At 71.6% G+C, this 18,810-nt stretch carries 20 protein-coding genes; 10 read left to right on the plus strand and 10 right to left on the minus strand.

Going from position 1 to position 18,810, the window contains the following annotated elements; translation table 11 throughout:
* Positions 1-12 precede the first annotated feature (12 nt).
* Positions 13-1,281, plus strand: coding sequence for an ATP-binding cassette domain-containing protein (locus tag ACP4IX_RS27705; RefSeq protein ID WP_426557189.1), 1,269 nt, complete (start codon positions 13-15; stop codon positions 1,279-1,281).
* Complete coding sequence (locus tag ACP4IX_RS27710; protein WP_426523549.1) at positions 1,278-2,147, plus strand: ABC transporter permease; 870 nt, start codon at positions 1,278-1,280, stop codon at positions 2,145-2,147. The genes ACP4IX_RS27705 and ACP4IX_RS27710 overlap by 4 nt, the downstream gene beginning before the upstream one ends.
* Positions 2,148-2,186: 39 nt before the next feature.
* Here ACP4IX_RS27710 and ACP4IX_RS27715 read toward each other — a convergent pair whose 3' ends face one another.
* A complete protein-coding gene (locus ACP4IX_RS27715) occupies positions 2,187-2,519 on the minus strand; it encodes an ATP/GTP-binding protein (RefSeq protein ID WP_426523550.1) in 333 nt (110 codons plus the stop codon).
* Positions 2,520-2,774: 255 nt separating this feature from the next.
* Between ACP4IX_RS27715 and ACP4IX_RS27720 the strand changes: the two genes are divergently transcribed.
* A complete protein-coding gene (locus ACP4IX_RS27720; protein ID WP_426523551.1) occupies positions 2,775-3,803 on the plus strand; it encodes an LLM class flavin-dependent oxidoreductase in 1,029 nt (342 codons plus the stop codon).
* 117 nt (positions 3,804-3,920) lie between these two features.
* On the opposite strand, the gene ACP4IX_RS27725 is transcribed toward ACP4IX_RS27720, so the two are convergent.
* Positions 3,921-4,313, minus strand: coding sequence for an SCO5389 family protein (locus tag ACP4IX_RS27725; RefSeq protein ID WP_055421911.1), 393 nt, complete (start codon positions 4,311-4,313; stop codon positions 3,921-3,923).
* A gap of 280 nt (positions 4,314-4,593) precedes the next feature.
* On the opposite strand from ACP4IX_RS27725, the gene nucS reads away from it, so the two are divergent.
* Positions 4,594-5,265: an endonuclease NucS gene (gene nucS / locus ACP4IX_RS27730; protein ID WP_426557191.1), complete on the plus strand. Its 672-nt coding sequence runs from the start codon at positions 4,594-4,596 to the stop codon at positions 5,263-5,265.
* Between the two features lie 93 nt (positions 5,266-5,358).
* Here nucS and ACP4IX_RS27735 read toward each other — a convergent pair whose 3' ends face one another.
* From ACP4IX_RS27735 to ACP4IX_RS27745, 3 genes are all read right to left on the minus strand, one after another.
* The gene (locus tag ACP4IX_RS27735) at positions 5,359-8,031 is read right to left on the minus strand and encodes an ATP-binding protein (protein WP_426557192.1); all 2,673 of its coding nucleotides are present in this window, start codon (positions 8,029-8,031) and stop codon (positions 5,359-5,361) included.
* Between the two features lie 286 nt (positions 8,032-8,317).
* Positions 8,318-8,641: an STAS domain-containing protein gene (locus ACP4IX_RS27740; protein ID WP_279561763.1), complete on the minus strand. Its 324-nt coding sequence runs from the start codon at positions 8,639-8,641 to the stop codon at positions 8,318-8,320.
* Positions 8,642-8,824: 183 nt separating this feature from the next.
* Positions 8,825-9,673, minus strand: coding sequence for a 3-hydroxyacyl-CoA dehydrogenase family protein (locus ACP4IX_RS27745; RefSeq protein WP_426523554.1), 849 nt, complete (start codon positions 9,671-9,673; stop codon positions 8,825-8,827).
* Between the two features lie 821 nt (positions 9,674-10,494).
* On the opposite strand from ACP4IX_RS27745, the gene ACP4IX_RS27750 reads away from it, so the two are divergent.
* On the plus strand, positions 10,495-11,067 hold the full coding sequence (locus ACP4IX_RS27750) for a cob(I)yrinic acid a,c-diamide adenosyltransferase (protein ID WP_426523555.1): 573 nt from the start codon (positions 10,495-10,497) through the stop codon (positions 11,065-11,067).
* Here ACP4IX_RS27750 and ACP4IX_RS27755 read toward each other — a convergent pair.
* Both ACP4IX_RS27755 and ACP4IX_RS27760 read right to left on the minus strand, forming a co-directional pair.
* Positions 11,064-11,240 (minus strand): DUF5708 family protein, encoded by a 177-nt coding sequence (locus ACP4IX_RS27755; protein ID WP_426557194.1) that lies wholly within the window; start codon positions 11,238-11,240, stop codon positions 11,064-11,066. The two genes, ACP4IX_RS27750 and ACP4IX_RS27755, sit on opposite strands and share 4 nt — an antisense overlap.
* A complete protein-coding gene (locus ACP4IX_RS27760; RefSeq protein WP_426523557.1) occupies positions 11,237-11,818 on the minus strand; it encodes a hypothetical protein in 582 nt (193 codons plus the stop codon). Before ACP4IX_RS27760 ends, ACP4IX_RS27755 begins: the two co-directional genes overlap by 4 nt.
* A gap of 152 nt (positions 11,819-11,970) precedes the next feature.
* Here ACP4IX_RS27760 and ACP4IX_RS27765 point away from each other — a divergent pair, with 152 nt between their 5' ends.
* Together ACP4IX_RS27765 and ACP4IX_RS27770 are read left to right on the plus strand one after the other, a co-directional pair.
* On the plus strand, positions 11,971-13,167 hold the full coding sequence (locus tag ACP4IX_RS27765) for a sensor histidine kinase (protein WP_426557196.1): 1,197 nt from the start codon (positions 11,971-11,973) through the stop codon (positions 13,165-13,167).
* Positions 13,164-13,805 carry a response regulator gene (locus tag ACP4IX_RS27770; protein ID WP_426557198.1) on the plus strand — a complete coding sequence of 214 codons (642 nt, stop codon included), beginning with the start codon at positions 13,164-13,166 and terminating at the stop codon, positions 13,803-13,805. Before ACP4IX_RS27765 ends, ACP4IX_RS27770 begins: the two co-directional genes overlap by 4 nt.
* Before the next feature lie 208 nt (positions 13,806-14,013).
* On the opposite strand, the gene ACP4IX_RS27775 is transcribed toward ACP4IX_RS27770, so the two are convergent.
* A complete protein-coding gene (locus tag ACP4IX_RS27775; RefSeq protein WP_426523560.1) occupies positions 14,014-14,298 on the minus strand; it encodes a hypothetical protein in 285 nt (94 codons plus the stop codon).
* 361 nt (positions 14,299-14,659) lie between these two features.
* Here ACP4IX_RS27775 and ACP4IX_RS27780 point away from each other — a divergent pair, with 361 nt between their 5' ends.
* The 3 genes from ACP4IX_RS27780 to ACP4IX_RS27790 all read left to right on the plus strand — a co-directional run bounded on the left by ACP4IX_RS27780 (position 14,660) and on the right by ACP4IX_RS27790 (position 17,676).
* Positions 14,660-14,896, plus strand: coding sequence for a hypothetical protein (locus tag ACP4IX_RS27780; RefSeq protein WP_426557200.1), 237 nt, complete (start codon positions 14,660-14,662; stop codon positions 14,894-14,896).
* Between the two features lie 186 nt (positions 14,897-15,082).
* Complete coding sequence (locus tag ACP4IX_RS27785) at positions 15,083-15,397, plus strand: hypothetical protein (protein WP_426523562.1); 315 nt, start codon at positions 15,083-15,085, stop codon at positions 15,395-15,397.
* Positions 15,398-15,849: 452 nt separating this feature from the next.
* Positions 15,850-17,676, plus strand: coding sequence for a glycosyl hydrolase family 18 protein (locus ACP4IX_RS27790; protein WP_426523563.1), 1,827 nt, complete (start codon positions 15,850-15,852; stop codon positions 17,674-17,676).
* A gap of 140 nt (positions 17,677-17,816) precedes the next feature.
* Here ACP4IX_RS27790 and ACP4IX_RS27795 read toward each other — a convergent pair whose 3' ends face one another.
* Together ACP4IX_RS27795 and ACP4IX_RS27800 are read right to left on the minus strand one after the other, a co-directional pair.
* Positions 17,817-18,263, minus strand: coding sequence for a DUF2550 domain-containing protein (locus tag ACP4IX_RS27795; RefSeq protein ID WP_426523564.1), 447 nt, complete (start codon positions 18,261-18,263; stop codon positions 17,817-17,819).
* Between the two features lie 129 nt (positions 18,264-18,392).
* Entirely contained in the window at positions 18,393-18,767 is a 375-nt protein-coding gene (locus tag ACP4IX_RS27800; RefSeq protein ID WP_426523565.1) for a F0F1 ATP synthase subunit epsilon, read from the minus strand.
* Between the last annotated feature and the right edge of the window lie 43 nt (positions 18,768-18,810).

Raw genomic sequence — 18,810 nt, forward strand, 5'->3', positions numbered from 1 at the left:
TGGGTGCGGAGCATGATCGAGGCTGTCGGCCTGACCAAGCGCTACGGCGACAAGACCGCTGTGTACAACCTCTCCTTCCAGGTGCGGCCCGGTGCCGTCACCGGCTTCCTCGGGCCCAACGGCTCGGGCAAGTCGACGACGATGCGGATGATCCTCGGCCTGGACAACCCGACCTCCGGGCATGTGACGATCAGCGGCCACCCGTACCGCAAACTCCCCAACGCCGCCCGCCAGGTCGGGGCGCTGCTCGACGCCAAGGCGGTGCACGGCGGCCGGGCCGCCCGCAACCACCTGCTGAGCCTGGCCCAGCTCTCGGGCATCCCGGCCCGGCGCGTGGACGAGGTGCTCGGCGTGGTCGGGCTCCAGGACGTGGCCAGGCGGCGCTCCAAGGGCTTCTCCCTCGGCATGGGCCAACGGCTCGGCATCGCCGCGGCACTGCTCGGCGACCCTCAGGTGCTGCTGTTCGACGAGCCGGTCAACGGCCTCGACCCCGAGGGCATCCACTGGGTGCGCAACCTGATGAAGGCGCTCGCGGCGGAGGGCCGTACCGTCTTCGTCTCCTCGCACCTGATGAGCGAGATGGCGCTGACCGCCGACCACCTGATCGTCATCGGGCGCGGCCGGCTGCTCTCCGACATGAGCGTGAAGGACTTCATCTCGGCCAACTCCGCCGACTTCGCGCGCGTGCGGACGCCGGACAGCGAGCCGCAGCTGCGCGAGAAGCTGACGTCCGCGCTGGCCGAGGCCGGCGGGCACGTGATGCCCGAGCAGGACGGCGCGCTGCGGGTGACCGGGCTGGCGCTCCCCCGGATCAGCGACATCGCGCACGACACCGACGTACGGCTCTGGGAGCTCTCTCCGCACCAGGCCTCGCTGGAGGAGGCGTACATGCGGATGACCCAGGGCGCCGTCGACTACCGGTCGACCACCGACCAGAAGGCCGGACTCCAGCAGCCGCTGCCGCCCGGCGCCCAACCGCCGATGCCGGTGCCCGGCCAGGGCCAGCCCGGCTGGTACGCCCCGCCCCCGCCCCAGCAGGGCGGTCAGCCCTTCGCGGCGCCCCAGGGCGCGCCGGGCCAGGCTCCGGCGGGAGCGTACGGCGGCGCCCCGGTCGCGCCCGGCGCGGTACCGGGCGGCCCGCCCGTCAACCCGTACGCGGTACAGCAGGCTCCCCAGGCGCCCGCACCGGCCGCCGCACCGCCCGGCACCGCCCCCTCACCCGCCCACGCGCCCGCGCCCGCGCCCGTCACCGACCCGACCAAGCCCGAGGACGCCCGATGAGCACGCCCCAGCCCCCGATGCAGCAGGCCGCACCCGACTGGCGGGCGACGCCCGGTTCGCCGTACCCGACCTACACGTCGCCGATCCCGGTGGTGCGCACGCACCTCGGGCACGCGGTCGCCTCCGAGTGGACGAAGATCAAGTCGGTGCGCTCGACGATGTGGACGCTGGGCGTGTTCGTCCTGCTGGTCCTCGGTATCGGGCTGCTGACCGGCCTGGTCGTGGCGAGCTCCTCGCCCGACCTCTCCGGAGCGAACGGGCTGGAGCTGGGCTTCTTCGGACTGCTCCTCGGCAGCATCTGCGTCATCACGCTCGGTGTGCTGACCACCGCCTCGGAGTACGGCACCGGCATGGTGCGGACCACGATGACGGCCTGTCCGAGCCGCAGCCGGGTCCTCGCGGCGAAGGCGATCGTGTTCTTCCTCGTGGCGTTCGTCGTGACGCTGGTGTGCACGGCGCTCACCGCCCTCCTGCACACGGCGCTCCTGGACGGCACCGGGGCCGAGGCCCCCACCGGCGGCGAGTGGCTGAAGGCCACGGTCGGCGTCTCGCTCTACATCGCGCTGCTCGGACTGCTGTCGCTCGCCGTCGGCTCGGTCATCCGGCACTCCGCGGGCGCCATCACCATCATGATCGGGACGCTGCTCGCCCCGCTGGTGATCGCGTTGTTCATGTTCACGGATTCGCTCAAGGACGTGCAGGAGGCACTGTTCGAGTACTCGATCCCGAACCAGATGAGCATCTTCTACGCCAACTCGCTCAGCGACTCCGGCCCGTCCGGCTGGGACCCGCTGTGGATCATGCTCGGCGTGACGGCCGCCGCGTTCGCCGGCGCGTTGGCGCTGCTGGAGAAGCGGGACGTGTAAGGCGCGGGACGTGCCAGTAAGCGGAACGTGTAGGAACGCTCAGAACCTCGGCGCGTTACGGGACCGCTGCACCCTCGTGGTGCGGCGGTCCTTCGCGTTCCAGCAGGCCTTGTGCCAGTGCCGGCGGTCGTCGACACCCGAGTGCGCCGGCCACGCCACCACGTGCGGGACACCGCCCGGGATGAGCTGGTCGCAGCCCGGGCAGCGGTACGACTTGCCCTGGGCGCTCGCGCCCGCCACATGCCGTACGCTCCAGTCCTCGCCCTGCCAGCTCTCCGACGACTGCCAGCCGCCGTAGCGGCCGGAGCCGTCCTCCTCGGCGCTCCGGCCGGACGAACCGGCTCCCTTGGGTCGGTTGCGACGCGGGGACACAGAACACCTCACGGAGCTATACAGGAAGTACGGGCGGCGTCCACCCTACGCGGCACGGGCAGGGGCCCGCGTACGCCCGCGACCGTCCCGACTCCGCCCGTGCCGGGCCGCGCGGAGGCCCTGGCGGCCTCTCCACAACGGCCGATTCTGTAGACAATCCGCCAATCCCTTCGCCCGGCCGTGTCCTCGGCACGTGTCAGACGGTTATGCCCTGCGGGGGAGCTCCGTGTCGGAGCCGAGGAAGCAGGAAGAGCGATGCGCGTAGGAAGTTTCGTGTTGGGCGCCCAGTTCCCGGGCCAGGGCCAGGGGGAGGCGCTGCACCGCGCGGTCCGCTCGGCCGAGGTCGCCGAGGAGGCGGGGCTCGACACGGTCTGGCTGGCCGAACACCACTTCGTGCCCTACGGCACGTGCCCGTCGGCCGTCACGCTGGCCGCACTGCTGCTGGGCCGCACCCGTCGCATCCGGGTCGGCACCGCGGTCAGCGTCCTGCCCACCGCCCACCCCGTGACACTCGGCGAGCAGGCCGCGCTGCTGCACGTCACGAGCGGCGGCCGGTTCTCGCTGGGCGTGGGCCGGGGCGGCCCGTGGGTGGACCTGGAGGTGTTCGGCGCCGGTCTGGAGGCGTACGAGGAGGACTTTCCGGAGTCACTCGATCTGCTGGTCCGCTGGCTGCGCGAACCGTCCGTCGGCGCCTCGGGCGAACGCTTCCGGTTCCGCGAGGTACCCGTCGTCCCGCGCCCGTCGGAGTCCCTGACGGAGGGCCCCGGCCCCGAGGTCGTCGTCGCCTGCACGTCCCCGGCGAGCGTGCGCACGGCGGCCGAGCGGGGGCTGCCGATGCTGCTCGGCATGCACGTCGGGGACGAGGAGAAGACCGAGATGGTGGCTCTGTGGCGCGAGCACGCCCGCGCGGCCGGACGGCCGGCGGCGGAGATCCACCGCGCGGCCCACGTGTCGGCCGGCGTCTGCCAGATCGCGGACCGCCGCACGGACGCGGCGGAGACCCTGCTCAAGGCGATGCCGGGCTGGCTGCGGGAGGGGCTGGGCGCCCACGTCACGGTGGACGGCCGCACCCGGCGGATGCGCGACCCGTACGCGTACACCGAACTGCTCTGCGGACTGCACCCGGTGGGCCCGCCCCGGCTGTGCGCCGACCGGCTCGCGGCGACCGGCGAACGGACCGGCATCAGCCGTTTCGCCCTGCTCGTCGAGGGATCCGGAGATCTCGCGGCGACCGAGGAGAACGTCCGGCGGCTCGGGGCCGAGGTACTCCCCCAGCTCCGCTGAGCGAGCCGGTGACGTCACCCGGACGCCCGCCCGCGAGAGGCCGGCCCCTGCCGAGCTTGCCGCTCCGGTACGAACTGCACCTCCCGCGTACGGAACGGCAAGCGGACGAGCGACGCGTCAGCAGTCGCGGAACTCGGGCGACTGGTTCAGTACCTGGCTGCGTACCGAGGTGAACCGGGTCAGCTTCTCGTCGACGGAGGAGTCCAACGGGAACACCGCCACCCGGTGGCAGTTCTGGAAGGCCAGCCGCACTCCGAAGTGCCGCTGCAGTGCACCGCGTATGGCGTCACTGGCCAGCGCACGCAGCAGCTGACCGCGTGCCTGCTCGTCCGGCGGGGGCGTCTGGTTGTCGGCGAACGCACCGCCGTCGACCTTCAGCTGTGCCACCAGGGAGCTGACCATCTCCCATGCGTAGGGCAGGGAAGTCCGGACGCAGTCGACGAAGGCTGCTTCGTCGACCTCGCCTCGCTCGGCCTGTTCGAGTAGGGCCGGTGAGACGTCGAGCGACATGAGTTCTCCTCTCGCACCCCCGACTGGCAGGGGTTGCCGGACAGTTGAGGGAGGGCGCGATATTGGACACACTGTGTACACACCTCGCGACCTCCCGTTCAATACCGTAAGCAACCGATCGTGACCGCACCAGGAGAATGGCTATATGGGCACCATCGGGTAGGCGCACAATCGGCCAGTGTGCAAGATGGGGCCAAGGGGAGAAGTGGGACAGCGTGCGGGGTCGCCGCGGCATGGGCGAATCGCGTCGGACCGGGCGCGTCGAGTAGCGTTGCCGACCATGCGTCTCGTCATTGCCCGCTGCTCCGTCGACTACGCCGGACGGCTCACCGCCCACCTGCCCTCGGCTCCCCGGCTGATCCTGGTCAAGGCGGACGGCAGCGTCTCGGTCCACGCCGACGACCGGGCCTACAAGCCCCTCAACTGGATGTCGCCGCCCTGCACCCTGAAGGAGGGCACGGGCGAGGAGGAAGGCGTCTGGACCGTCGTCAACAAGGCGGGCGAGAAGCTCATCATCACGATGGAGGAAATCCTCCACGACTCCTCGCACGAGCTGGGCGTCGATCCCGGTCTGATCAAGGACGGCGTGGAAGCGCACCTCCAGGAGCTGCTCGCCGACCGTATCGAGACGCTCGGCGAGGGCTACACCCTCATCCGCCGCGAGTACATGACCGCCATCGGCCCCGTCGACATCCTGTGCCGGGACGCCGAGGGCCGGACCGTCGCCGTGGAGATCAAGCGGCGCGGCGAGATCGACGGCGTGGAGCAGCTCACCCGCTATCTGGAGCTGCTGAACCGCGACCCGCATCTGGCCCCGGTGCGCGGCGTCTTCGCCGCGCAGGAGATCAAGCCGCAGGCCCGCGTGCTCGCCACGGACCGCGGCATCGGCTGCCAGGTACTGGACTACAACGCCATGCGGGGCATCGAGGACGACAAGCTGCGGTTGTTCTGAGCTTCCGCGTCACGTCACATCGCCTGCGAGAGGGCCGGGTCCGTGCGACGGACCCGGCCCTCTCGTGCGGTCACCCGCCGCCCCGGCGACCGGTCAGATGATCTGGTTCGCCGCCGGTCCCGATCCGCTCGGCGTGCCGGGGCCCGTGCCGCTCGTCGCGGTGCTGCTCTGCGAGGCGGTCACGGTGCCGGCCGGGGAGCTGGCGGTGCCGGGCGGCGTACCGGGGCCGCTGGCGCTGTTGGACGTCTCCGGGGTCGACGGCGCGGGCGGCTCCGTGTCGGTGGGGGTGCCCCCGGGGGTGGTGGGCTCCTCCGTCGACGTGGTGGGGTCGGGGTCCGGCTCGGTGTCGGTGGGCTTCGGCGAGGTCGGGTCCGGCGGCGGCTCGTGGGACGTGGGCGGCTTGGACGACGAGGTCGGGTCGTCCGGCTCCCCCGAGTCGCCCGGGTCCCCCGAGCCCGGGTCGTCGGGCTCACCCGACGTGCTCGCGTCGTCCGACGGCCGTGCCGAATCCGTCGGCGTCGGGTCGTCCGACGTGCCGAGGGTGCCGTCCGGGCCGGGATCGGTCGGCCGGCCGGTGGCCCCGCGGGAGTCGCCCGAGCCCTCGCCTTCGTCACTCGGCCGGTCCGCGCCCAGACTGCCGTCGTCGACGCCCTGGCTGGCCGACGGGTTGACGCCGACCTGATCGGACGGATCACCGGCGTCGTTCTCCGACGTGGCGCCGAGCGTCACCACCGTGCCGAGCACGGCGACGAGCAGGGCGCCCGCTCCGGCGGCCACCAGATTGCGCCGCGCGAAGCCCTTGATGTTCACGCCCGCCTTGCGGGACGGCCCGGTGGACGGGTCCCGGCTGGTGACCAGGGTCGGTGACTGCACAGGCGCCTGGAGCGGCGGGAAGGGCGCGGGTACGCCCCCGGGCGGCGACGCCGACTCCTCGTTCCGTGCGTCGGGCACCTCCTCCCCCGCGGTCGGGCCGAGGCCGACGACGCCGAGTCCGGCAGCGGCCCCCGCTCCACCGAACGCGCCCGCGCCGGTGCCGAGGCCGGGCGTGTCCCCGCTCCGGTCGGCGACCAGCGCGAGGGCACGGCGGCCCGCGACGGCCCCGCGCTTGTCGGAGAGCGCGCCGCGCAGCCCGATGGAGGCCTCCAGCTCGGCACGGGCCCGGTCGAGCTGTCCCTCGCACAGCGCGAGGACGCCGAGTTCGTGGTGGAAGTAGGCCTGTTCGGCGACGTCGCCGGCGAGCCTGGAGGCCTCGGTACCGGAACGCAGCGCCCGTTCCCAGGCGCTCCAGTGCAGCCCGGCGGCGAACGCCGGTGCCGCGGTGCGGGCCAGCAGGACGGCGGGGCTCTCCGTGCCGTCCGCGGGCGGGGTCGTCGCCGGCACCAGCACGGCGAGGGCGGCCAGGACGGCGTCGGCCTCGGCGCAGACCCGCTCCGGGGTGACCGAGGGGTGCCCGGCCCACCAGGCGTAGTGCTGGGCGGCGGCCAGCGCGTTCTCCCGTACGCCGTCGGCGTATCCGGCGCTCTCCAGCTGGGTGAGCACCCCGGCGGCGAGCCGGTAGCGGGAGCCGACCGGCGAGACCAGCCCGCAGTCGGTCAGCTCACCGAGGGCGGCGTCCGCGTGGGTGTCGCCGACCAGGGCGGGCAGGTGCGCCTGGTGCGGCACCTCGCCGCCGAGCGCGACGGCGAGCTCCAGGGTGGTGCGCGCGGAGGCGCTGAGCCGGGAGGCGAGGAGCGGCGCGGGCGCGGCGGCCTCCCCGAGGGACGGCAGGGGCACCTCGTCGGCCTCGGCGGCCTCGTAGGGCGTGTCGTCGGCGGGGCGGGCGTCGGCGAAGACGCCGAACTCGTCGACGGCGTCGGCGCCGGCCCGCTGCCGGTCGCGTCGGCGCAGCAGGGCGCCGGCCTGGACGAAGCGCAGCGGCAGGCCCTCGGACTCGAACCAGAGGTCGCCGGCCCAGTTGGCCTCCTCCTCGGTGAGGGTGCGGCCGGCGGCGCGCTCCAGCAGTTCCACGCCGTCCGAGCGGTCCAGGCCGGTGAGGAAGACCTCCTCGACGGCCGAGTCGGCGGACGGGGCGGGCACCTGAGGGGTGGCGCCGATGAGCCACGCGCACTCGGGGGTGGCGTCCAGCAGCTCGTCGAGGGCGGTGCCGCCGAACTCGATGTCGTCCAGGACGACGACCGCGCCGACCTCCCGGAGCCGACCGAGCAGATCGTCGCGCCCCGGGCGGTGCAGCGGCGCGCGGTGGACGGCGTAGAAGAGGTCGTGGAGCAGGTCGTCGGCCGTGCGGTGGAAGCCGCTGAGCCGGACGACGCCGTCGGGTGCGAGGCCCGAGCAGTCCTCGGCGACGACGTCGAGGAGGCTGGTGCGGCCGGAGCCGGCGGGGCCGGTGAGGCGGACGGAACGGCCGCGGGCGAGCAGCCGCACCAGTCGCTCGCGTTCGTCGTCGCGGGCCAGCAGGCCCAGCACGGTCCGGACCGGTCCCGGTGGGACGGGCGGCCTCGCGGCGCGCTCGGCCTCGGCGCGTTCGGCCGGGGTGAGCTTCTCGGGCCGGGCGGGCCGCTCCGCGGGCGGGCAGACCTCGATCTCGCTGCCGTCGACGGGGTTGACGGTGAGCAGGAAGTCGCCGGACACCAGCTGCACCGTGCGGGCGAGCGCGGGCGTGTGCTGTCCGAAGTCGGATGTGAGCGGGTCCCTGGGCGGGCGCGGGCGCGGCGTCCGGTGGTCGCCGTCTTGGCCGTGCTCCTCGGGTCCCCGGTTGTTCGGGTCCATAGGTTCAAGCCCCCCAAAAGCGTCGTGTGCGGGCCCCGGTCGGGGCCACCCCTCCCGGCCTTGCCGCACACCGCGCTGTCGCTTCTGGTCCGGGCCCGCCAGTGGGTTCTCAAGACAGCGGGCAGCCAGACCCTAAACCTTCTCTCAGTATCTCCGACAGTCCGGGGTGCCGACCCGTCCAAGACGTCACAGTCTCGTGAGGATTGCGTGCGTCGGGCGTTTGCCGACCGGTTCGCCGAGTGGTGTCCGGTCTCCCCGGTCCACCGCGCCACACCGGCCCGCGGCGTCACACCCGGGGCAGGGTCTCCACGCCGATGCCGCCCTCGATGGCCAGGATCCGGTGCAGCCGGGTGGCCACCAGCAGGCGCTGCATCTGCGGTGGCACACCGCGCAGCACCAGCCGCCGGCCGCAGCGCCCGGCCCGCCGGTGGGCCCCCATGATCACGCCGAGTCCGGTGGCGTCCCAGGAGTCCAGTTCGGTCAGGTCCAGCACCAGGTCGCCGACTCCGTCGTCGACGGCCGAGTGCAGGACCGTACGGGCGTCCGCCGCGCTACGGACGTCGAGGCGGCCCCCGACGACCAGCTCGACGTGGTCGCCCCTGATGTGCATATGCGCTCCCCGGCGTGCGTCTTTGTCGTCTCTTCGATTCTTCGTGACGGTTCTTCGTCTGGTTTCTCGACGGCATCAGGTGTTGCAACCTCTGACTGGCCGAAACGATCGGAGGTTGCCGCCTGTAAGCGAACCGATACCGAATTCACCCCGGCGTGTGACGTTTCCGGGGCTGATGCGACCTCAGTGCTTGTAGAAGCCCTGCCCGCTCTTGCGGCCGATGTCACCGGCATCCACCATCCGGCGCATCAGCTCCGGCGGGGCGAACTTCTCGTCCTGGGACTCGGTGTAGATGTTGCCGGTGGCGTGCAGCAGGATGTCGACGCCCGTCAGGTCGGCGGTGGCCAGCGGTCCCATGGCGTGGCCGAAGCCCAACTTACAGGCGAGGTCGATGTCCTCGGCGGTGGCGACGCCCGACTCGTACAGCTTCGCGGCCTCGACGACGAGGGCGGAGATGAGGCGGGTGGTCACGAAGCCGGCCACGTCGCGGTTGACGACGATGCAGGTCTTGCCGGTGGACTCGGCGAACTCCCTCGCGGTGGCGAGCGTTTCGTCGCTGGTCTTGTAGCCGCGCACCAGCTCGCACAGCTGCATCATCGGGACCGGTGAGAAGAAGTGGGCGCCGACGACCCGTTCGGGGCGCTCCGTCACGGCCGCGATCTTGGTGATCGGGATGGCGGAGGTGTTGGAGGCGAGGATCGCCTCGTCCTTCACCAGCTTGTCGAGCGCGCGGAAGATCTCGTGCTTGACGTCCAGCTTCTCGAAGACCGCCTCGACGACGACGTCCGCGTCGGCGGCGGCCTCCAGGTCGGTGGTCGGGGTGATGCGCGCGAGGGCGGCCTCGGCGTCGTCGGCGGTGAGCTTCCCCTTGGCCACGAACTTGTCGTACGAGGCCCTGATGCCGTCGGTGCCGCGCCGCAGCGCCTCGTCGGTGACGTCGCGCAGGACGACGTCCCAGCCCGCCTGGGCGGAGACCTGGGCGATTCCGGACCCCATGAGACCGGCTCCGATGACGGCGAGCTTCCGTTCCACTGTGCGACTCCCCTGATACAGGCTGTCCTTGAGGGCCTGCCGGGCACATCGTGCCGCATACGCGGGGTCCGCCACTTTCCAGCGACCTGATCCGCCGCACAGGCTCATGTCTTCTCGGCCGGAGATTATCGGGACCGAAGGGCTGTGTGACCGGTTAGTAACGCGCGTCACGTCTCACATGACGGACATCACACCGAGGGGTGGCGTCCGGGCGTCAGTCCGCGCCCCGTACGGCGTAGTTGAGGACCTTCTCGCTCAACAACTCCGCCGTCCCGTCCAGCAGTACGAGCACGTCGCGGGATGCCTCCGACGGCTTCCCGCCCGCGGGCAGGCGCTCCCGGACCGGTCGCGACGACCGTCGCCTGGAGCCGGCCTGCCTGAGCGGCCGTCAGGGCGGGCGTCGTGTCGCCGTCCGCGCTGCCGGTCTCCTCACGCGAGGTCCGCCCCCGGTCGAGGAGCGCCTCCTGGCCGGCCGCCCACATCCGCGAGACCGTCCCGGCCTCCGCGCGCGGCCCGCGCAGGGACGGCCCGCGCAGGGACGGCCCGCGCCGCCGGCTCCCCGTCGCGCCGCCCGCGCCCCCAGCGGGGGAGCCGGTCGACCACGCCCCTGGAGCGGTCGAGGAAGAGGTCCTCCGGCGGCGGCACGGCGCTCGCCGCCCTGGCCGCCGGCCGCCGCCCCTGCCCGTCGGAGAGCGCGCCGCACTGCTCGCCCCCACCGGCGGCGCCGCCACCATCCCGGATGTCGCCACGGGGCTCCGCACTGGCCGTGACGGGAGGCACACGCGCCCTCCGGACCACCGGGACCTCACTACGCTGGCCCCATGGTCAACCTGACGCGCATCTACACCCGGACCGGCGACCAGGGCACCACCGCCCTCGGTGACATGAGCCGGGTCCCCAAGACCGACCTGAGGATCTCCGCGTACGCCGACGCCAACGAGGCGAACGCGGTGATCGGCACGGCGCTCGCTCTCGGCGGCCTGCGCGAGGAGGTCGTCAAGGTCCTCGTCCGCGTCCAGAACGACCTGTTCGACGTGGGCGCGGACCTGTCCACGCCGGTGGTGGAGAACCCGGAGTTCCCGCCGCTGCGGGTCGAGCAGTTCTACGTCGACAGGCTGGAGGCGGACTGCGACCGCTTCCTGGCCGAGGTGGAGAAGCTCCGCTCCTTCATCCTGCCCGGCGGCACACCCGGCGCGGCCCTGCTGCACCAGGCGTGCACGGTGGTCCGCCGGGCCGAGCGGTCCACGTGGGCGGCGCTGGAGGCCCACGGCGAGACGATGAACCCGCTCACCGCGACCTACCTCAACCGCCTCTCCGACCTGCTCTTCATCCTGGCCCGCGTGGCCAACAAGGAGGTCGGGGACGTGCTGTGGGTACCGGGCGGGGAGCGCTAGAGCGGCCGGCGCGCCGACCGGTACAGGCCCCAGGCGGTCTGCGCGCCGCCGACGCACCTCATCACGATGCCGATCTTGGACAGGTCGACGCCGGGGACGTCCACGTCCCCGGCGAACAGCGACAGGGCGAGGCCGGCCAGGAAGGTGGCCCCGCCCTCCCACAGGTGCCTCACCGGCCCGCGCCTTCCTTCTCCCACCCGGGTGCGGCCGTCGGACCGGCCGGAGCCTTCTTCGGCCAGATCGCGTACGTCAGGGCGACCAGGCCGTGGATGCCGGCCGCGCGCCAGGCCGTGTACTGCCAGCTCTCCAGGGAGCCGGTGCGGCTCGGGTCGTCGACGTACCACATGGCGGCCTGGAGCAGCGCGGTCGCCACGGCGGCGGCGATCAGCGTGCCGAGCCACACCTTGCCCTCGTGCAGGGCGCGGGCCATGCCGTAGCGCGGCGGGCCGGCCGGTTTCGGCGCGCCGCCCAGCCGGTGGGCGGCGTGGCCGTCGAGCCACTTCACGGTGCGGTGGCCGTGCCCCACGGTGTAGCCGATGTACACGGCCGCCAGACCGTGCTTCCAGCTCGGGTCGGCACCGTTCTTCAGGTCCAGCGCCGTGACGACCAGGAGCACGACCTCCAGCAGCGGCTCGCACAGCAGCAGCGCCATACCCGCGCGTTCCCTTTTCAGCAGGTATCGGACGGACAGCCCGGCCGCCAGAAGCACCCAGAAGCCGATCTCGCAGACGATGATCAGTGTGACGATCACGGTTCGCTCCTTTCGATCGCCCTTCCAGGCTGCCGTCCGGATCGGGCCGGGTCGTCGTCGCCGGTGACGAACCTCCGGTACATCGAAAGATGCAGCACGGGACCCTACTCCGGGATCAAGCGAGCGGGACACGGGCCGTGTTGGATGGTGGCATGGCCGTACGACTCCCCCGCCCGCACCGCTTCGACGTGTACGCCGCGTCGGCCGGTCTGCTCGGCGGGCTGCTGCTGTGGGGCATCGGTCTGGGCGTACGGCCCGCCGGTGAGCCGATCGTGCTGTTCGACGGCCGCTGGCCGCTGCTGGTCCCGCTCGCCGTCATGGCCGGCTGCGAGCTGCTGCGCCGTGCCGCGCCGCGCCCCGGGCTGCTGATCGGCACCGCCGCGCTGATCGCGGACACGCTCACGCAGGGCAGCCTGGTCACGCTGATCATGTACACCGACGTGATGTACGCCGCCGTCCTGTACGGCCCGCCCGCCATGGCCCGGCGCGTCCCGTGGATCACCGGACTGCTCACCGTGGCCGCGACGCTGGTGCCGTTCGCGGTGTGGCGGGTGCCCGAGGTGCTGCTCATCGGGGTCGCCGTCGCCTTCGTGGCGTTCGCGCCCGCCTCGACGGGGCTGATCGTACGCAACCACCGCGAGGCCGCCGACGCCGCCCTGCTGCGGGCCGAGCAGACCGCGCTGCTGGCCGAGATGGACCGCGTCCAGGCCGTGACGGCCGAGCGGTCGCGGATGGCCCGCGAGTTGCACGACATGGTCGCCAACCATCTCTCCGCGATCGCCATCCACTCCACGGCCGCGCTCTCCCTGGACGATCCGGCCACCACCCGACAGGCGCTCGGCGTGATCCGCGAGAACAGTGTCGAGGGGCTGGCCGAGATGCGCCGGCTGATCGGCATCCTGCGGGACGACGCCGGGGACGAGCGGACGGCCACCGCGCCCACCCTTGACGGCCTCGACGCGCTGGTCGACGGCGCCCGCGCCAACGGACTCGACGTCACCCTGGAGGCGGCACCCGGCGAGGGCCTGCCCGCGCCGGTCGAACTGGCCGCGTACCGGATCGTGCAGGAGTCGCTCACCAACGCGCTCAAGCACGCCGCGCAGGGGACGGTACGGGTCGAGCTCACCCGGCGCGACGACGTCCTGAGCGTCCGGGTGACCAGTCCGTACGGCGACGGGGAAGCCCCGCGTGCGCCCGGATCCGGTGCCGGGCTGGTCGGCATGCGGGAGCGGGCCGCGCTGCTGCGCGGCACCTTCGAGGCCGGGCCGGTGGCGGACCCCGACCCGCCGGGCGGCAAGATCTGGTTGGTACGCGCCGTCCTCCCCCTGACCGAAGGAGACCTGCCATGATCCGCGTCCTCGTCGCCGAGGACCAGTCCGCCGTCCGCGCGGGACTGGTGCTGATCCTGGGCAGCGCACCGGACATCGATGTGGTCGGAGAGGCGGCGGACGGCGAGCAGGCCGTGGCGCTGGCCCGGGAGCTGAGGCCCGACCTGGTGCTGATGGACGTTCAGATGCCACGCATGGACGGGGTGTCGGCGACCCGGCTGGTGGTCGCCGAGCAGCTCGCCGACGTCCTGGTGCTGACCACGTTCGACCTGGACGAGTACGTGTTCGGGGCGCTGCGGGCCGGGGCCGCCGGGTTCCTGTTGAAGAACACGGAGGCGCAGGACCTCCTGGCGGCGGTGCGTACGGTGGCGGGCGGCGAGGGGATCGTCGCCCCGGCCGTCACCCGGCGTCTGATCGCCGAGTTCGCCGCGAAGCCGGTCCGGGAGCCGACCGTCGATCCGGCGGTGCTGAAGGACCTGACCCGGCGCGAGCGTGAGGTCCTGGCCTGTCTCGGCGAGGGGCTCTCCAACGCGGCGATCGCCGACCGGCTGGGCATGGCCGAGGCCACGGTCAAGACGCACGTCAGCCGGCTGCTGGGGAAGCTGGAACTGCGCAGCCGGGTGCAGGCCGCGGTGCTGGCGCAGGAGTTGGGCGTCTAGGGCGCCGTCCCCGTCGCGCCCGGTGCCGGGTCCTGAGCGGCCGCCCCCGCCACGCGCCCGCAGCGAGCACCCGCCCGGTGCTCAGGGCACAAGAAAGTGGCCCCCGAAGTGAAACGGGGGCCGCTGGGAAAGGCAAGCCAACCAGTCGCCTCTGTGCCGGGCCGGGAAAGCTGTCAATGACGGCTCGCCCGGCCACCGGTCAGGGGTACTAGTCCCTCTGGAGGAGGAAGTTCGCCGTGGCGCTGTTGTCCTCCTCGTCCACGATGGTGAGCTCCCGCTCGTCCTCCTCCTTGTTGTTCTCGGAGCAGTCGATGTTGTTGTTGGCCGACGACAGGATCGGGATGTCGATCACCTCGACGACGTCGCAGCTGAGGACCTGCGAGTCGTTCTCGAACTTCGAGACGTCGTCGTCGGCGGCAGCGGCCGTGCCGGCGGCGGCGCCGGCCATGACCAGCGCGGTGACGGTGCAGGCGAGCGCCTTCTTGAGAGCCATGCGGGTTTCCTCCTGAGTGGGGTGTGTGATCACCGAAGCCGTCTGCCCACTGGTGGGCATCAGGCAATCGGCAGTTGCACCGGGCTTGGACAAGCTCAGCCGGACTTGACTGGGCTTTCCGTGCGGCTACTAATGCAACGAATCCATACCCCGCGAGTTCTGCTCCAACGGAGTGAATTGCGAATCCCGGGCTTCGGACGCGATCCTCACCTCCGGCGCCAACGGGCTACCAGGTTTCGCGTTTCTTTGCCTCCGCCTGCACGCTCAGTATTGTTCGGCCGCAGGTAACTGCGGCCGGTGAGAACTCTTGTCATGCGCAGGCGCCCAGCCCCCCGTCCCCGACTCAGACAGGACCCAAGGAATGTTGAGCACTCGTCTGGCCTTTCTCTCCTTGTGCGCGGTGCCCTTGGCGGCACTGCAGGCCGGAACCGCTCAAGCGGGAGAAGAGCCCGTGAAGTACTACGTGAACAAGACCCAGATCCTCTCCTGCGTGAACATCGAAGTTCTCGACCTTCCGATCGCGTCGACTTCGGGAACGACCATCGATTGTTCCGATCATCATGAGGAAACGACGACCACGTACCTGGCACCCGAATAAGGCTTCACTCCGTCGGAGCAACACCCGCCCGACCGCGGCTTCGTTCATTGAGTAGTCGCGTCGGAAACGCGCTGCCGGAGGACGGATTGGCAGCCGCAAGGCGCGGTCACCGCAGAGCGCGGGCGATGCCCTCAGGAATCTCGCCTGCCTCGAGTTCGACAGACCCCATTCAGGAGGAAAACCCGCATGGCTCTCAAGAAGGCGCTCGCCTGCACCGTCACCGCGCTGGTCATGGCCGGCGGCGCCGCCGGCACTGCTGTTGCCGCGGACGACGACACCTCGAAGTTCGAGAACAACTCGCAGATCCTCAGCTGCCTGCCGCTCGAGGTCATCGACATCCCGATCCTGTCGTCGGCCAACAACAACATCGACTGCTCCGAGAACACCAAGGAGGAGACGGAGACCGAGGTCACCATCGTCGACGAGGACGACAACAGCGCCACGGCCAACTTCCTCGTCTCCGACGAGGACTCGGAGGACCGGCACCACGAGTACCGCTGAGTCGACCACCGGGCGAGCCGTCCTCACCGACGGCTTCCCCCGACCGCGGCACCGACAGGGGCCGCGGTGGACTCCGCACTCGCTGATCGCAGGCCGAGCGGCTCCCGGGCATTTACGCCCGGGGGCCGCTCCGCCGTTTCCGGGCCTCGGCACGACCACGGCGGGACCGCCGGGCCCCCCGCGCCCATGGCTCACACAGCCACCCGGGGAGCGGGCCGCCCCGCCCGTCCGCCGAGGTCACGTCACTGAACGGTTCCCAACCCCCCACCCCCCGCGCACCAGTTGAGCGTGTCCCCAGACCAGTCACAGCCGGGGGCCAGTCCGGGGAAGACCGCACCGGAACAGTGGTCCAGACCTATTGACCTATGGTCCAGACCTTTCTATTCTCGCGGCACTGCGGGTGTGAGGCTCAGTCATGCCCACAACAACAACTCCCCATAAGGAGGCGCACCATGCGCTTCAGACACAGAGCCGCGGCACTCGCCGCGACCCTGGCGCTCCCCCTGGCCGGCCTCGTCGGACTGGCGAGTCCGGCCCAGGCGGCCACGAGTGCGACGGCCACCTTCGCCAAGACCTCGGACTGGGGCACCGGCTTCGGCGGCAAGTGGACCGTGAAGAACACCGGCACCACGACGATCAACTCCTGGAACGTCGAGTGGGACTTCCCCTCCGGCACCAAGGTCACCTCCGCCTGGGACGCCACGGTCACCAACTCCGGTGACCACTGGACCGCCAAGAACGTCGGCTGGAACGGAACCCTCGCCCCCGGGGCGACGGTCACCTTCGGCTTCAACGGCAGCGGCCCCGGCTCCCCGTCCAACTGCAAGCTCAACGGGGGCAGCTGCGACGGCACCTCCGTCCCCGGCGACGAGGCCCCCTCCGCACCCGGCACGCCCACCGCCTCGGGCGTCACCGACACCTCGGTGAAGCTGTCCTGGACGGCGGCGACCGACGACAAGGGCGTCAAGAACTACGACGTCCTGCGCGACGGCACCAAGGTCGCCACCGTGACCGGCACCACCTACACGGACACCGGCCTCACCAAGGGCACCGACTACTCGTACGCCGTCCAGGCCCGCGACACCGCCGACCAGACCGGCCCGGCCAGCGGCTCGGTGAAGGTCACCACCACCGGCGGCGACGACGGCGGCAACCCGGGCGGCGGCGAAGAGGTCAAGCTGGGGTACTTCACCAACTGGGGCGTCTACGGGCGCAACTACCACGTGAAGAACCTGGTCACCTCGGGCTCCGCCGAGAAGATCACGCACATCAACTACGCCTTCGGCAACGTCCAGAACGGCAAGTGCACCATCGGTGACGCCTACGCCGACTACGAGAAGGCCTACACCGCCGACCAGTCCGTCGACGGCGTCGCCGACACCTGGGACCAGCCCCTGCGCGGCAGCTTCAACCAGCTGCGCAAGCTGAAGGCCGAGTACCCGCACATCAAGGTCATCTGGTCCTTCGGCGGCTGGACCTGGTCCGGCGGCTTCCCCGACGCCGTGAAGAACCCGGCCGCCTTCGCGAAGTCCTGCCACGACCTGGTCGAGGACCCGCGCTGGGCCGACGTCTTCGACGGCATCGACCTGGACTGGGAGTACCCGAACGCCTGCGGTCTCACCTGTGACGAGACCAGCGCCCCGAACGCCTTCAGCACCATGATGAAGGCCATGCGCGCCGAGTTCGGCGACGACCTGGTCACCGCGGCCACCACCGCCGACGCCACCGACGGCGGCAAGATCGACGCGGCCGACTACGGCGCCGCCGCGCCGTACATCGACTGGTACAACGTGATGACGTACGACTTCTTCGGCGCCTGGGCGAAGAACGGTCCGACCGCTCCGCACTCGCCGCTGACCTCGTACGACGGCATCCCGCAGCAGGGCTTCAACTCCGCCGACGCGATCGCCAAGTTCAAGGCGAAGGGTGTGCCGGCCGACAAGCTGCTCCTCGGCATCGGCTTCTACGGCCGCGGCTGGACCGGCGTCACCCAGTCCGCGCCCGGCGGCACGGCGACCGGCCCGGCGGCGGGCACGTACGAGGCGGGCATCGAGGACTACAAGGTCCTCAAGAACAGCTGCCCGGCCACCGGCACCGTCGCCGGCACGGCGTACGCGCACTGCGGCACCAACTGGTGGTCCTACGACACCCCCGCGACCATCACCTCGAAGATGAACTGGGCCGAGCAGCAGGGCCTGGGCGGTGCCTTCTTCTGGGAGTTCAGCGGTGACACCGCGAACGGCGAGCTGGTGAGCGCCATCGACAGCGGTCTGAAGTAGTCCCGGCAGGTTCCGAGCCGCGTTCGCCCTCCCCCGGGGCTGCCTGGGGGGAGGGCGAACGCGGCTACGCCACGTTCACCCTCCCCCCAGTAGCTCCACTGCCGGGGGCACCCCCACCCAGCGGGGCCCTGAAGGTCGCTCTACGCGACGTTCACCCTCTGTCCGGGCGGTGCCGCCTCGAGCCACGCGAGGAAACCGGTCAGCGCGTCGTCGCTCATGGCCAGTTCCAGGCGCGTGCCCCGGTGCAGGCAGGCCAGGACGACGGCGTCGGAGAGCAGCGCCAGCTCCTCCTCGCCCTCGGGGACGCGACGGCCGGCCACCTCGATCGCGGAGCGCTCCAGGACCCGGCGCGGACGGGGAGAGTACGAGAAGACCCGGTACCACTCGACCCGGTCGCCGTTGTAACGCGCCACGCCGTAGGACCAGCCCTTGCCGCCGGCGTCGCCCTCCTCGGGCGCGTCCCAGCGCAGGGAGCAGTCGAAGGTGCCGCCCGATCGCTGGATCAGCCGGCGGCGCAGACCGAAGACGAAGAGTCCGATCACCACCAGGGCGACGACAATTCCGCACACAGTCAGAGCGAGGACCATCGACACCGACCTCCTCGTCTCCTAGGTAACGGAACGGAAAAAACACCCGGATCTGCCTCAGCCGCGGCCGGGTCCGGATCGCTCCGGTCCCAGCCGCGGCTGAGTGACGTCATAGCACAGCGCCGTAGGTCAGCGCCCCGCCGCCGCGCGCAGTCGGACGTCCGCGCGACGCTCGGAGTGGGCGTCGCCCTCCGCCTTCGCGTGCTCGAGCTTCCGCTGCGCCCGCTGGACGTCGATCTCGTCCGCCAGCTCGGCGACCTCGGCCAGCAGCGACAGCTTGTTGTCGGCGAACGAGATGAAACCGCCGTGCACAGCGGCGACGACCGTCCCACCGTCACTCGTACGGATGGTCACCGGGCCCGACTCCAGCACACCGAGCAGCGGCTGGTGACCGGGCATGACGCCGATGTCGCCGGACGTGGTACGCGCGACGACCAGGGTGGCCTCGCCGGACCAGACCTGACGGTCGGCGGCGACCAGCTCGACATGCAGCTCAGCAGCCAAGGGTGGCTCCTCGGGTCACCACCCGGCGGGAGAGCCGGGTGTT

The sequence above is a fragment of the Streptomyces sp. WG5 genome (genome assembly GCF_049974565.1).
GTDB lineage: Bacteria > Actinomycetota > Actinomycetes > Streptomycetales > Streptomycetaceae > Streptomyces.